This window comes from Kitasatospora sp. NPDC085879 (assembly GCF_040686255.1).
In the GTDB taxonomy this organism is placed as follows: domain Bacteria; phylum Actinomycetota; class Actinomycetes; order Streptomycetales; family Streptomycetaceae; genus Kitasatospora.
This window is the reverse complement of the sequence record NZ_JBFBJZ010000081.1, coordinates 1-12,723: the sequence shown is the minus strand read 5'-3', so window position 1 is coordinate 12,723 and position 12,723 is coordinate 1. Positions and strand designations below refer to the sequence as shown.

Here is a 12,723-nt window from a genome sequence, read left to right as displayed (position 1 = left end):
GGCGAGGGAGTGGCGCATGGCGCCGGGGTGGCAGTGGGCGCCGGCTCACTTCTTCGGCGGTGAACACCATGAGGGTCTTGGAGCAGGTCAGGTGGTCGTGGAGCTGCCGGGGCTGTCCCTTGAAGAACTCGTCCTCGGCGGCGTCGCACACGAGCGTGGGGCATCGGATCTGTTCGGCGATGCCGTCGCGGAGGGTGTAGTCGAGGTAGGAGGCGCTGAAGGCCCGGGGGGTGTCGACGCCCATGGCGTACATGCCGTGGTTGATCGCCCACCGCGCGGTCGCGTCGGTGGCCATGAGCTGCTGGAGGCGGGCTCGAGTTGGGGGTCGGAGTCCGCGCGCAGGCGCCGTTCGGCTTCCTCGCGGTCGCCGGGGATGTGGCGGACGGATATCGCACCGAGATCGTAGACGCCGTCGACGGCGATCAGCGCGGCCAGCCGGTGTTCGAATGCTGCCGCCCTCGGGGCGAGCAGGCCGCCCATGCTGGAACCCAATAGTGCGATACGGCTGTTGTCGACCTCCGGGAGGCTTTCGGCGAAGTCCACCACGGGGGTGATGACGTTCTCCCAGTCCGGGCGGAAGAGCAGACCCTCGCGGTGCCGCGGTCCCGGCTGTCCGGGTCCGTCGAAGGTCAGCACGGTGTAGCCGCGTTCGACGGCCGCCAGCGCGCCGCTGAAGTGGAGTTCCTCGGCGGTGCCGTCGAAGCCGCTGTGCATGATCAGCGTCGGCCGGGGTGCCTTGGTGGTGTCGGCCCGGTAGAGGTAGCCGGGCAGGGTGGTGCCCTCGTAGGGGATTTCAACCGGTTCGATGCGCGGGGTGAACAGGGCCGCCGCCGCCCGGAAGCAGGCCACGCTGCGGTCGTAGGCGTGGTCGTGGCGGGGGTCGCACGGGTGGCCGTGGAGGAAGAACTCGGCCGAGCGGTAGTAGTTGGACGCCCGCAGGAATCCGTCCCGGGCGCTGATCGTGTGGCCGGCGTCCAGGGCCTGCTGGGCCTCGCCGGCCACCCGGTCGGCGGTGGCGCGCCACTCGTCGTGCCAGCTGCCGTGGTCGCCTTCCTCGATGCGCTCGCCGGTGGACGCCACCTCGCCGAAGTCGGCGCCCCCGTAGGCGATGTGACTCATCGAGCGCAGGGTCTCGTACCAGAACTGGGGGTTGTCGGGGAAGAGCAACGGCTTCACGGCGGTCTCCTGGGGATGTGGGAACGGGCGGCCGGCTTGTGGTTCAGCGGGCGCTGCCGAGGTTGCGGTCGTTGCCGGCGCCTTCGAGCATGAGGGTGGTCTCCTCGATGCGGCGGAAGCGGCCGTCGGGGGCGAACTCGGCGAACAGGTAGACCTCCATGCGGACGGTGGAGCCGTCGGTCTTGATGATCTCCATCGTGTGGCGGTCGGCGTAGCGGTCGCCGGACGACAGCTCGTCGTGCACCTCGACCGAGCCGTCGGCCACGACCGTGCGCAGGTGGGCGATGTGGGCGAGGAACTCGGTGCGGTCCGCCCAGTCGCCGTCGGTGCGCTGGCGGTAGTCGGGGGCGAAGTGCCGGTCGGCGGCTTCGTCGAGGTCGAGGCCCGGGGTGAGGAGGAGGTCGGTGAGGGCGGTGCGGATGTCGGTGCGGGTCATGGGGGTTCCTTCGGTTGCGTGCGGGGGCGTCCCGCCGTGAGTGGGTTGGAGATGCGTGCCTGAAGCACGCTTATGACTGTAGCAGGAGATGCGTGCGCAGCGCACGCTTTTGGTGTCTGATCCCGAGTTCGGCGAGAGGTCGCGGGCGCTCCGGGCTGCTGCCCGGCACGGCGCGAGGCGACGGGCCGTCAGGCCGGTCACGGCCCAGCGGATCATCGTCTCTGCGTGCTTCGGACTGGTCTCGTAGGCCGGCGCGAGGCGCCGCTGGACGTGAGCCACGAGAAGGGAGCCGTCCGGCATCCCAACGATTTGGCCGGACTTGGGACCCGTAGCTGAGCGGGTCCTTGAGAGGGCGATGCGTGAGCTGCAGGTCGCACCGAGTCGATCGGGTCGCAGGCGTGGGGCGTGCCCGTTACCGTCTCGGGCCTGCCACGGCGTAGAGCGCGGTGCCGGTCGCCCACAGGGCCCACGCGGTCCCGGTGGACGCCGCCGTGCCGGGGGGAAGGATCATCCAGTTGACCACCTGTCCCGCGGTGCCGGGCGGAGTCGGGACGAGGAGGGTGAACGCGAGCCAGCCGGTCGGCAGGGTCCATGCGAACTGTGCCCCGCACAGCGCCGCCCCGAGCGCGGCCAGGCCGACCAGGCCCGCGCCGTCCCGGACGATGACCTCGGTGGGGGCGAGCTTCACTCCCGCCGCCTGGACCGCCAGCAGCGCCGCACCGGCGAAGGCGCCGATCAGCAGCACGTGCGCCGCCCGGCGGGGCATCCATCGGATCGCGGCCGTCGTCTCCAGCGCGGGATCCCGCCCACCGAGTCCGACGGAAGCGGCCGCCACGTTCGCGGTGAGGACCAGGACCGCCATCCCCAGGTCCACCGGGCCCGGGCCGCCCTGGTTGCAGGCCCACACCGCCAGCGCGACGAGTGCGACCGCGGCGGCCGAGGTGGGCACCTGCCGTGAACGTGCGTACAGGATCAGCCACCTCATCGCGACGCCTCCCCCGCCAGCACCGAAAGCTCGATGTACCCCGTGCAGGAGACGTTGGCGGCGCGTACCTCGGCGATCCGCGAGCGCTGCTCGGCCGGTGGCAGCGCCGTCAGCCTCGGCCAAGCGACGTCGGCGTCCGCCCAGACCTTGAGCGAATACGCGTCGCTGCCCTTCTCCTCCAGCGGTTGGAGCTGGGAATCATGGAGGGCCCAGCTCACGGCGATGCTCTGGAGGGCGACGTCGGCATATCCTCCTTGCTCCCGGTCGTTGTTCCCGTGGCAGTTCGGTGCCAGGCCCTGGGCGATCAGCGCACGAGTCAGTTTCCCGCCCGTCGCATCGGCGAGCAGCCGTTCGTCGAAGTCGACCAGCACCACGTCGCCGGAGAGTTCGCGCTCGTCGCCGAGCGCGCGCAGCTCGGTGTCCTCCCGCACCGAGTTCGGCGCCTTGTCACCCAGGACGTCGTGCAGCACGCGCAGCGCCTCCTTGCTGCGCAGCGCGAGCTCGGGCAGGCGTGAGCGGTTCGCCTGCGTCACGCACACCGGGCCGTCGCAGACCAGCGCGGCGGCGGCCTTGTCGACGACGTAGGTGTCGCGCGCAGCGGCCGGGAGGACCAGCAGGGCCACGGCCGCGCCGGCCAGGACGGGGATCACCGCGAGCAGCCGGGCCCGGCGGGTCACGGCCGACAGCAGTGCGAAGCCGGTGGCGAGCAGGCCGAGCAGCCAGAGCGTCTGGCCGAGGTGCACGGCACCGGACAGGGTCAGCAGCATCTCCCGCGGCTCCACGGTCACCGGGGACAGCTGGGCGAGCCGGTTCGGCGCGACGCCAGACGGCAGCGCCCCGTCGCCGCTCTGCCGCAGGAGGAGTCCCGTCAGCATGAGGACGAGCACCACCAGGGCCGGCGGGGTGAGCACGGAGGGCAGGGCCCGCGCGACGCCCATGCCGAACACGGCCCCCGCGACCAGGGCCAGCGCTGCCACGAACGAGATCGGCAGCCACCCGAGGTGCGTGTAGGTGGTGGCGCCGAGCGTCACCTGGACTCCGCCCACGAGGACGAGCAGGCCGAAGCCCGCCGCCAGCGCGAGCGCCATCGCACCGGCCGGCAGCGCCGCACGGCGCCAGGCCGGCAGCGGCGTGGTCGTCAGCAGTTCGGCCATCCGCGAGCGGGAATCGCGCAGCCCGTACACCGCCCCCATCCCGACCACGAGCGGCCAGCAGAAGGCCAGCAGGTACCGGGTCCACATGGCCATGGAGGTCCACTGGGCCGTCCACCCCGCGGTGCCCTTCCACCAGATCCCGTCGATCAGACAGAAGACCGCCAGGCTGCCTCCCAGAACGACGACGCCGGCCCACGGGGCGACGGAACGCTTCAACTCGATGCGCAGGACACGTCCGTTCACCAGGTACCTCCCTGCTGCCCGGAGCCCTGGAGCAGCGCCGAGTAGCCGCGCTCCAGGGGGCTGTCGCCCGGGTACTCGGGGCCGCCCGCCGCAGCCAGGTCGTCCGGCGTGCCCTGGAAGACGAGGCGGCCGTCGGCGAAGAGCACCACGTCGGAGCAGGCGGCCGCGACGTCCTCGACCAGGTGGGTGGAGACGACCACACAGGTGTCGCGGCCCAGTTCCTGCAGCAGCTCGCGGAACCGCAGCCGCTGCGCCGGGTCCAGGCCGGCCGTCGGCTCGTCCAGCAGCAGCACCGCGGGGTCGTTGACGATGGCCTGGGCGATGCCGGCGCGCCGCACCATGCCGCCGGACAGGGTCTTCATCCGATGGTCGGCGCGGTCCGCCAGGCCCACCCGTTCCACGGCCCGCTGGACGGCCGCGGGGACGTTCGCCTTCGGAACCTCCTTCAACCAGGCCATGTACTCGACGAACTCACGCACCGTGAAGCGCTTGTAGTAGCCGAAGTCCTGCGGCAGGTAGCCGATCCGGCGGCGCAGGGCCCGGTGGTCGCCCACCCCGCCCACGGAGGTGCCGAGCAGTTCGAGTTCGCCCTCGGCGGGGCGCAGCACGGTGGCCAGCGCCCGGATCAGGGTGGTCTTTCCCGCTCCGTTCGGCCCCAGGAGGCCGTGGGCACCGGTGCCCAGGGAGAGGTCGAGCCCGTCGACGGCCATCTTCTTCCGTCCGACGCGTACTCTCAGGCCGCTGGCCCGGATCTCCCAGGCGTAGGTCTTCGGCGCGGTGTCGGCCGCGCTCGTCGTGGGCGTCATGCGGTGGTCCCTTTCGAGGGTCGACGATGGTTTCACAGCGTTGAGTAGGCGTTTCTGCGGGCGATCACGGCGCCGGTGCCGAGGGCGAGGAGCAGTCCCCACACGGGCAGCTGGCCTGGCTGCAGGGCAAGCTGCAGGGCAAGGGGGACGCGGCCGGTGGCCCACGTGGGTGCCACGACGACGACGCCCCACGCGACCGCCAGCCCGGCGGCGGCGCGGGTCACGCCGACCACGCTGCCCAGCGCCAGGGCGGCGGAGGTGAAGGCCAGGGAGGGCAGCAACCACTGCGCGGCCGTCATGGTTCCGGTCAGCCATCCCGCCGCCAGGAGCCCGGGCAGGACCACCGCGAGGACCGCCGTGGTGCGCCTGAGGAGCAGGGGCAGGCCGGCCCGGGCGGTGGAGGCCGTCAGTTCGTGCGCCGGGTCCAGGCCGCGCGACCACGATGCGGCGACACCGCACAGCGGCAGCACGGGCGCGACCAGCAACAGCGGTGAGGCGTCGCCGAAGAGCGTCGGCGACGCGACGGCGTCCAGCAGCAGCGCCACCAGGGTGACGGCGAGGGTCATGGCCAGCCACGGGGCCATGACGAGTGTCAGCCAGGCCGGCACCCACCTCGGGCGGTGTCGCCGCGAGGGCATCGGGACGGCCGCGTCCAGCTGCGGTTCCAGACCGGCCCGAACGGTGTCGACGAGCGCGGCGATGCCGGGCGCCTCGGTGGCCACGGAGGCCGCCAGGCGGCTCCGGCACGGCGCGCACGTCTCCAGATGGGCCTCCAACGCCCATACCGTGTCCGCCGCCATCGTCGCGTCACCACGTGCATAGTCGTCGATCAACCGCATCGACGCGTGTTCCGCACTCATGCCAGCGCCTCCCGCATCGCGATCCGGGCCCGGCGGGCGCGGCTCTTGACCGTGCCTTCGGGCAGTCTGAGCAGGACGGCGGTCTCCCGGACGGAGAGCCCGTCGAGCACCATGGCCTGCAGTACCTGTCGCAGTTCCGGCGCCAGTCGCCGCAGGGCGTCACCGACGTCGCCGCCGACCGTCCCGGCGAGTACCTCCTCCTCCGCCGCGGGCACCACCGCCCGCTCGGCGGCGGCGACCGGCGGTTCGGCATGGTGGGCACGGCGCCGGAACGCGTCGACGAGGCGGCGCGCCGCGATCGTCCACAGCCACCCGACGGCCGTCCCGCCGACCGCGCTCCCGGCGAACGCGCCGGCCGCGCGCCACACCGCCAGATAGGTCTCCTGCATGACCTCGGCGACGATCTGCTCGTCCGCGCAGCGGCGGCTCAACCGCACCGCCAGCCACGGCGACGTGCGCCGGTACAACTCGTCGAACGCCCCGCGGTCACCTCTGGCCACCAGCCGGACGAGGCGTTCCTCGTCCAGCTCGTCCAGTGCTCTCCTGAGTGGTCTCACACCAGCCAGACGCCGGATCCCGCGCACAGGTTCTGCATCTGTCGTGATCCGCGTCACAGTGCCAGGGGTGGCGATCGGCGGGGTCCATTCGACGCGTGGCACGGCTCCCTCCTCCCGCGGTTGCTGGTCGAACGTCAGATAGTCGGCATTGGTCTCCGACTCGCCTAGGACGGCGCGGATGTCGGTCGCAGTGAGCGGCCACGGCAGATCTCGCGGCAGGCGGCGGCTGCGGGCTGACACAGCCCCGAGGATGGCAATCGGACTGGTGGGAGCGCATGCGCCTTTCGGGTCGGCCGCGTAGTGCGACGGTCGGGCCGGTCGAGCACGGGCCAGTTCCATGCGCCCCGCCGCACCGGTGCCCTTCCCTCCGACGGCGGGCCGGCATCTGGACAGAGCCCGGCAAGCAGCATGGCCTGCCCTCTGAAGCTCGAAGGGCACGATGAGGCTGGGAGCGTTGGGTATCGGCACCGCGGCACGGGACCGGTGGGACGTGGTGGCGATTGTCGTGTCGCGCCCGAGGGCGGGCCTCCCGCCGTTCGGGCTGCGGACGGTCCTGCAGGCTCCGCTGCCCGGAGAAGGGAAGCCTGGCAGCGTCTCTGTGTAGCTGCTGTGATTCCACATCAGTAGCCCGCCTGACCACGCTGAGGGCGTGGCGGGTTGGACCGGCTTCGCCGCGTTCACCCAGTGTCCACAGCCAACGCCGGGGTGGGCGCCCCGCGCCTCCCCCCAGTCCCGGTCGATGGCAGATGCGCTGGAACGCGAGGGCGGTCTTGTCGATGGGTGTGTGGTTCAGCGGGCGCTGCCGAGGTTGCGGTTGTTGTCGGCGCCTTCGACCATGAGGGCGGATCGGTTCTACCAGGGCCCTGGTCTGTTTCAGGATGTCTTTTGGTCGGTGGGCTTCTCGATCTCGGTGGTCACCCGTGCCCCTCGGAAGAGCACCGGGAGCCACAGGAGACATGCCAGCAGGGGGACGGCGGCGTAGGTGGCCATGCCCACACTGGAGCCCAGCCCGTCCATGAGCGCGCCGAGGACGAGATAGCCGACGCCGATGAGCGCCGACTCCACGAATGCGATCATCGACAGCAGGCTCGCCCGGTGGCGCGACGGCACGGCCTCGTTGAACACGTTGTCCACGATCACGGCGGTGATCTCGGGAATCCCGACCAGGGCCAGGAACGCGGCGATGGTGACCCAGACAAGGCCGAGGCCGCTCAGGCCGAGTGCCGCAGCGAGCGTCAGGAGAGACACCGGGACTGTGACCCGATACCCGATGCGCCGGTCCGCGCGGTCCGACAGCAGCGGAGTGAGCCCGCCGGCGAAGAATCCCGCCGATATGACCACGCTGACCAATGCGGTGCCCGCTCCCTGATCAGAGAGGGTCTTCTGCGTAAAAATGATGTAGGGCGTCAGAGTTGCATGCATCAATCCGGACACCGCGACAAGCGTCACGAGCGCCGGCGTGGCGACCCGAAGCATCGCCCGCCATGCTGTGGCGTCGCCCTGCTCCTTCTCGGCTCCGTCCTCCTGCTCGTCCACCGCGTCCGCGCCGCGGATCTCGGGCACCCGTGACATCAGCACCACCACGGCCAGGGCGAGGCACGCCGCCGAACCGACGTAGACGACCCCCCAGGAAATCCGCTGCAGTTGGCCGCCGAGGACGATGGCGGCTCCCGAGGTGACCGTCCCGAGCATCGTGAACCGGGACTTGATCTTGACGTAGCCGGCCGTTGCACCACGACGCACGAGCAGGTCGTACAGAAGGGCGGTGTCCGAACCGGACACACATGCCATGCCCACGCCCTGCCCGATGAACAGCGCCAGGAACAACCAGTAGTTGGAGAACGCCACCTGACCGAGCAGACATCCAGCCATCAGCATCTGGCCGATCACGATGCTGGCACGCCTGCCGATTCGGTCGGCGATGACTCCCGTCGGTAACTCCGCGAGTCCGCTGACCAGGTAGAGCAGTGTCTGCAGTAGGGCCACTTGCTCGGCGGAGAAGCCTCGCTGCTGAAGGAAGAGGACGAATACGCCGCGCTGGAACAGCGTGTTGGTGAGCACGGCGTACACGTAGAACGGGCGCGTGACACTTCGTGCTGCAGTGTCGACTGCAGCCGGCCCGCTGAGGGCCTCCGTGGTGCCGGTCATGCTGCGGGCTCCCTGATGACTCCGGTGATCATTAGTGTTGGGCCTCCGCCGCCGACCGGAACCTCCAGCCTCGGTGTTTCACCGCGACTTCCAGAGCTGGTGGCTGTCCGTCACCAGCTGGAAAAGGTGCCCCGCGACCTGCAACGACCCGGCTTGTCGAAGGCTGGGATCGGATGCGGGTGGGGGGCACCTTACACGTGCAGCGCAGCGAGTGGAGCCGAGGTCTGGCGATGTCCGAGGCTGCGGCAAACGCCCAACGGCGCCGGCCGCAGCCGTCGGCCTACTCGTCGTCGGTGGCGTCCTTGGCCGCCACATCGGTCTACCAGCCGATACTGCCGGCCACGCGGACCGGGACCCGTACGGGCTGGGCCCCGAGCTCAGGGTGGACGCGACCTTCCGGCTCGCCCATGCCCTCGCCCAGAGCAACCGGCTCGGCGAGGCCGCCACGGTCTGTGTCGAGGAGGCCGCTCGCACCCGGCCCGGCCGGGCCGCCTGCGCCTGGAGGTCGCCCACTTCATGTTCGCCGCGATCCGGTTCGAGGACGAGGACGGCCCGGGCCGCTCCCGGAGGCTCGCGGAGTTTCGATCGACCTGGGTGGGCGCTGGGCGCCACTCCAGCCGTCCGTACCGCCCTGGCTCAGGAACTCGAGCTGGCCGCCCACTGTGGCGCCGACGGCCTGGCCCGCCCGCGCCGGGCCTCCTGCACGGGCGCGGCGGGCTGAGGCAGGCTCAGGACACCGCCGCGGTGCCAAGCCGCCGCGTTCGCAGACTCGGGACTCGGGCACGACGCCGGGGACGGCGGCCGGATGCGGCCCCAGCGATGTCAGTACAGCGTGCTCGGAGGTGAGGCCTCGCTGCATGACAGCCCGTTCGACGGGCCGAAGGGTTCCACCAGCGCATCGGCCTCGTCCACGTCGACTTCAAGACGCAGCGGACGCCGAAGGCGTCATACGCCCGGTACCGCGAGCTGATCGCCGTCCACCGGGCGAGGCACGGACGCTAGGTCGGCCGCCAGGTCGGACAGGGGCCGACCGGTCATGGCCACGGCCAGGTCTGCCCGTACCCGGCGCCGGTGGAGCCGGCCGATCGGCGCGCCCCAGTTTGCGCGGTCAGTTGCCGACGGAGCATCAGTGCCGCCTGACCGCCGACAGAGCACGAGTCACCTCTACGACCGCCGGCCGCGGTGCGAGGTTCCGCGACGGCACAGATGACGTACGGCTGTCGCGACCGGATCCGTTGGTCGACGGCGTGATCCGGGTTCTCCTGCAGCGGGGCGACCTGGACCTCGGGTGGGGGAACGCCCGGCCGGGCACTGCCGGTCCAGGTTCAGCTGACGGCGATTCCGCTGATGGCGGATGCGGGTGGACCGACCGGCACATCGGTGAGGACAGTGGTTGGCATGCGACTTCTCATGCTCGGTGGATCCGGCTTCGTCGGACGCGCCATTGTCAACGAGGCCCTGTCCCGCGATTGGGACGTGACCCTTCTCCATCGCGGCAACCGCAACCCGCCGTCCGGAGCCACCGTCCTTCGGGGCGACCGGACCGCCCCCGACGGACTGGCCGCGCTCGGCGACGGCGAGTGGGACCTGGTCGTGGACACCTGGTCCGCGCGGCCCTCGGCCGTACGTGACGCGGCGGGTACGCTCGCGAAGCGCGCCGGTCGGTACGTGTACATCTCCAGCGGCTCCGTGTACGCCGACCCGGTCGACCACAGTGCCGCCGAGAACGGCGTCCTGCTGGACGGCTCGCCCGACGACGGCGATGTCCCCTATCCGCAGGCCAAGCGCGGCGGGGAGCTCGCCGTCACCGGCGCGTTCGGCGCGGACCGTTCGCTGCTGCTGCGCGCCGGTCTGATCCTCGGCCCGGGAGAGGACGTCGGCCGGCTGACCTGGTGGCTGGACCGGATCGCCCGTGGCGGCCCCGTGCTCGCCCCCGGCCCACGCGACCTGCCACTCCAGTACGTCGACACGCGTGACCTTGCGATCTGGGCCCTGGACGCCGCCGTGCGCGGGCTGTCCGGCCCGTACAACCTGGTGAGCAGGCCCGGTCACGCCACCATGGGTGAGCTTCTGGAGGCGTGCGTGGCCGCGACCGGATCGGATGCGGAGCTGCGCTGGACCGACCCCGAGCGGATCGCCGCCGCCGGAATCGCACCGTGGACGGAGCTGCCGATCTGGGCACCGCCAGGCGAGCTGCACGAGTTCCTGTACGGCGCCGAGACATCCAAGGCGTTCGCGGACGGGCTGCGCTGCCGGCCGGTCGCCGAGACCGTCGCCGACACGTGGGAATGGCTGAAGGGGCTTGGCGGAGTCTCGCCGCAGCGTCCCGACCGCCCGGTCCTGGGGCTGGCCCCCGAAGCCGAGACCGCCGCACTGCAGGGTTGACGGACTGCCACCTACTGCGGGTCCCAGGCGTGGGCCGACACCGTCTCGGCGACGTCCCGCGAGGCGGCCCACGGGCCTGACCGTAGGCCGTTTCACCGATGGTCGAGTACACGGGTTCGGCTCGCCGTCCGCAGTCGGCCGGGCCCGCAGTGAGCGGGCGGGCCCGGCCGGATCGGTAGGCGTGACCATCTCATCGGCGAAGGCCTGCCTCCGGGCGGCCTCCCCGGCGCTCCGGACCGCTTCAACTCCCCGATGACACCGCACACCTGCTGGGGCCTCATCACGCCCGGCACCAACGCCGCCGGCCTGGAAGTCAACGGCGACGACCGGCGTGAGGTCGCCCGGCTCCGCAGGGACGAGCCCTGGTTCGCGGCGGCGTCGGCAGCATTCGACGCCATAGACGCCGGCGAAGCCGCGGCCGATGACTGGGCGACCATCGCGCCGTTCCTCTACGGCCGTTGGGACGAGACGGCGCAGGCCCACCGGGCGGCCGAGGAGACCCAGTGGAACGCGGCGGCGGCGGAAGTCCTCGGATCGGAGGGAGCCTTCGAGCCGGGCGCCACCCGGGTGGCGCTCGCCGCGCTCGACACGCCGGTCCTGGTCCTCGCCGGGGAGTTCGACCTGGCCTCGCCCCCGCACGTGACGGCCCGCTTCGCCGCGCTGTTCCCGCGCGCCGAGTTTGTCGTCCAACCGGGCGCGGGCCATGACCCGTGGCTGGACGACGCCGACAGCTTCGTGTCGACCACCGTGCGGTTCCTGAACTGATACGCCCGACAGGGCGCCGTTCGGCGGGCAGTGAAGCTGCCGGCGACCGGGTCGGACTCAAGTGCCACCAGGACCGCCGTGGTCACCGTGAGCACAGTGGGGTCGGTCGGTTTACCCGGACCTCCGGGCCGTCCTGCCGACGGGCCCTACCCGAGGGCCGGGCTCGGTTCCCGTGGTCGTGCCCTCCACCAGCGGCATCTCGACCATGGTAGTCAACGTGCATGCCGAAGAAACCCTCCAGTGCCACGGGTCGTTCGTCCCTGTTCGGACGACTGCGGCGGGTGATCCGCCGTTCGCCGGCCGGGGCGCGGCTGGTTGCGGGGCGGTGATCTGCAGCTGTCTCAGCGGGCGCTGGGTTTCGCGGCGCTCGGGTTCCTCACCCTGGTTCCGCCGCTGATCGTGGTCTCCGCGGCCGACCCGGACCGCGGGCGGGGGTTCGCGCAGTGGCTGGGGGATGGGCTCGGTGTGTCGCTGGCTTCCAGGCAGGAGGTCGAGCAGCTCTTCGGGCGGCCCGGGCAGGCGTTCCGGGCGACGACGGCGTTCGGCCTCGCCGCCCTGGCGGTGTTCGGCCTGTCGTTCGGGGCCGCGGTGCAGAGCGGGTACGAGAAGGCCTGGAACCTGCCGCCGGCCCGTTGGTGGGCCCGGTGGCGGCACGTGCTGTGGCTCGCCGCGCTCATCGGATTCCTCTTCGTGTCCGCCACCAGCACGCTCTGGCGCCGGTCCCCGGTCGGTGGTCTGGCGGCGGCGCTGAGCGCGGTGGTGTTCGTCTGGTGGTCGCAACGGCTGCTGCTCGGCGGGCGGGTGCGTTGGCGTGCCCTGCTGCCGGGAGTCGTGGTGACCGTGGTCGGACTGCTCGGCCTGCGGCTCTTCTCCCGGCTCGTCTTCTCACCGCTGATCGCGTCCAACACGGTGACCTATGGTCCGTTCGGGACCGTTCTGGTCATTCAGTCCTGGCTGGTCGGCGTGGGAGTGGTCGTCTTCGGCGGCGCGCTGGTCGGCCGACTGCTCCACGAGGAACTCCTACGCGTGACACGTGCGCTGAAACGGCGGAGGTGAGATCCGACGCGCCGTCGTGGCCATGTCGTAGCGACGTCCACTCCTTGCCTGCCGGCGCTGAGAGGACGTTAAGTCCGTTTCTGGTAGCGGCCACGTCCGGGTTGGGCGAGGAGTCCCTGACGAACGAGTCGTCCCAAGCGGGAGCGGGTGAC

Annotated in this window: 11 protein-coding genes and 1 pseudogene; 4 read left to right on the top strand and 8 right to left on the bottom strand. The window is 71.5% G+C overall.

The window, feature by feature from the left end:
* Positions 1-87: 87 nt before the first annotated feature.
* The 8 genes from AB0P35_RS36405 to AB0P35_RS36370 form a co-directional block, all read right to left on the bottom strand.
* Entirely contained in the window at positions 88-1,176 is a 1,089-nt protein-coding gene (locus tag AB0P35_RS36405) for an alpha/beta fold hydrolase (protein ID WP_363519592.1), read from the bottom strand.
* Between the two features lie 43 nt (positions 1,177-1,219).
* Positions 1,220-1,612 carry a nuclear transport factor 2 family protein gene (locus AB0P35_RS36400; RefSeq protein ID WP_363519590.1) on the bottom strand — a complete coding sequence of 131 codons (393 nt, stop codon included), beginning with the start codon at positions 1,610-1,612 and terminating at the stop codon, positions 1,220-1,222.
* 412 nt (positions 1,613-2,024) lie between these two features.
* Positions 2,025-2,597, bottom strand: a complete 573-nt coding sequence (locus AB0P35_RS36395; RefSeq protein WP_363519587.1) for a hypothetical protein — start codon at positions 2,595-2,597, stop codon at positions 2,025-2,027.
* Entirely contained in the window at positions 2,594-3,994 is a 1,401-nt protein-coding gene (locus AB0P35_RS36390; protein ID WP_363519584.1) for a hypothetical protein, read from the bottom strand. Before AB0P35_RS36390 ends, AB0P35_RS36395 begins: the two co-directional genes overlap by 4 nt.
* A complete protein-coding gene (locus AB0P35_RS36385; RefSeq protein WP_095876222.1) occupies positions 3,991-4,800 on the bottom strand; it encodes an ABC transporter ATP-binding protein in 810 nt (269 codons plus the stop codon). Before AB0P35_RS36385 ends, AB0P35_RS36390 begins: the two co-directional genes overlap by 4 nt.
* A 32-nt stretch (positions 4,801-4,832) precedes the next feature.
* Positions 4,833-5,660: a zf-HC2 domain-containing protein gene (locus AB0P35_RS36380; RefSeq protein ID WP_363519581.1), complete on the bottom strand. Its 828-nt coding sequence runs from the start codon at positions 5,658-5,660 to the stop codon at positions 4,833-4,835.
* Entirely contained in the window at positions 5,657-6,217 is a 561-nt protein-coding gene (locus AB0P35_RS36375) for a sigma-70 family RNA polymerase sigma factor (protein WP_363519578.1), read from the bottom strand. The genes AB0P35_RS36380 and AB0P35_RS36375 overlap by 4 nt, the downstream gene beginning before the upstream one ends.
* A gap of 873 nt (positions 6,218-7,090) precedes the next feature.
* A complete protein-coding gene (locus AB0P35_RS36370; protein ID WP_363519575.1) occupies positions 7,091-8,365 on the bottom strand; it encodes an MFS transporter in 1,275 nt (424 codons plus the stop codon).
* An 876-nt stretch (positions 8,366-9,241) separates the two neighbouring features.
* On the opposite strand from AB0P35_RS36370, the pseudogene AB0P35_RS36365 reads away from it, so the two are divergent.
* From AB0P35_RS36365 to AB0P35_RS36350, 4 genes and pseudogenes are all read left to right on the top strand, one after another.
* Positions 9,242-9,367: pseudogene (locus AB0P35_RS36365) on the top strand (hypothetical protein); the annotation flags it as partial.
* A 396-nt stretch (positions 9,368-9,763) separates the two neighbouring features.
* Positions 9,764-10,750 carry an NAD-dependent epimerase/dehydratase family protein gene (locus tag AB0P35_RS36360; protein WP_363519573.1) on the top strand — a complete coding sequence of 329 codons (987 nt, stop codon included), beginning with the start codon at positions 9,764-9,766 and terminating at the stop codon, positions 10,748-10,750.
* Positions 10,751-11,002: 252 nt separating this feature from the next.
* Positions 11,003-11,515 (top strand): alpha/beta hydrolase, encoded by a 513-nt coding sequence (locus AB0P35_RS36355; RefSeq protein WP_363519570.1) that lies wholly within the window; start codon positions 11,003-11,005, stop codon positions 11,513-11,515.
* 330 nt (positions 11,516-11,845) lie between these two features.
* Positions 11,846-12,571: a YhjD/YihY/BrkB family envelope integrity protein gene (locus tag AB0P35_RS36350; RefSeq protein WP_363519624.1), complete on the top strand. Its 726-nt coding sequence runs from the start codon at positions 11,846-11,848 to the stop codon at positions 12,569-12,571.
* The last annotated feature ends 152 nt before the right edge of the window (positions 12,572-12,723 follow it).

Excerpts from the sequence above, each read along its gene's own strand:
- AB0P35_RS36360 (WP_363519573.1), top strand. The coding sequence starts at position 9,764 with ATGCGACTTCTCATGCTCGGTGGATCCGGCTTCGTCGGACGCGCCATT.
- AB0P35_RS36400 (WP_363519590.1), bottom strand. The coding sequence starts at position 1,612 with ATGACCCGCACCGACATCCGCACCGCCCTCACCGACCTCCTCCTCACC.
- AB0P35_RS36395 (WP_363519587.1), bottom strand. The coding sequence starts at position 2,597 with ATGAGGTGGCTGATCCTGTACGCACGTTCACGGCAGGTGCCCACCTCG.
- AB0P35_RS36370 (WP_363519575.1), bottom strand. The coding sequence starts at position 8,365 with ATGACCGGCACCACGGAGGCCCTCAGCGGGCCGGCTGCAGTCGACACT.
- AB0P35_RS36355 (WP_363519570.1), top strand. The coding sequence starts at position 11,003 with ATGACACCGCACACCTGCTGGGGCCTCATCACGCCCGGCACCAACGCC.
- AB0P35_RS36385 (WP_095876222.1), bottom strand. The coding sequence starts at position 4,800 with ATGACGCCCACGACGAGCGCGGCCGACACCGCGCCGAAGACCTACGCC.
- AB0P35_RS36380 (WP_363519581.1), bottom strand. The coding sequence starts at position 5,660 with ATGAGTGCGGAACACGCGTCGATGCGGTTGATCGACGACTATGCACGT.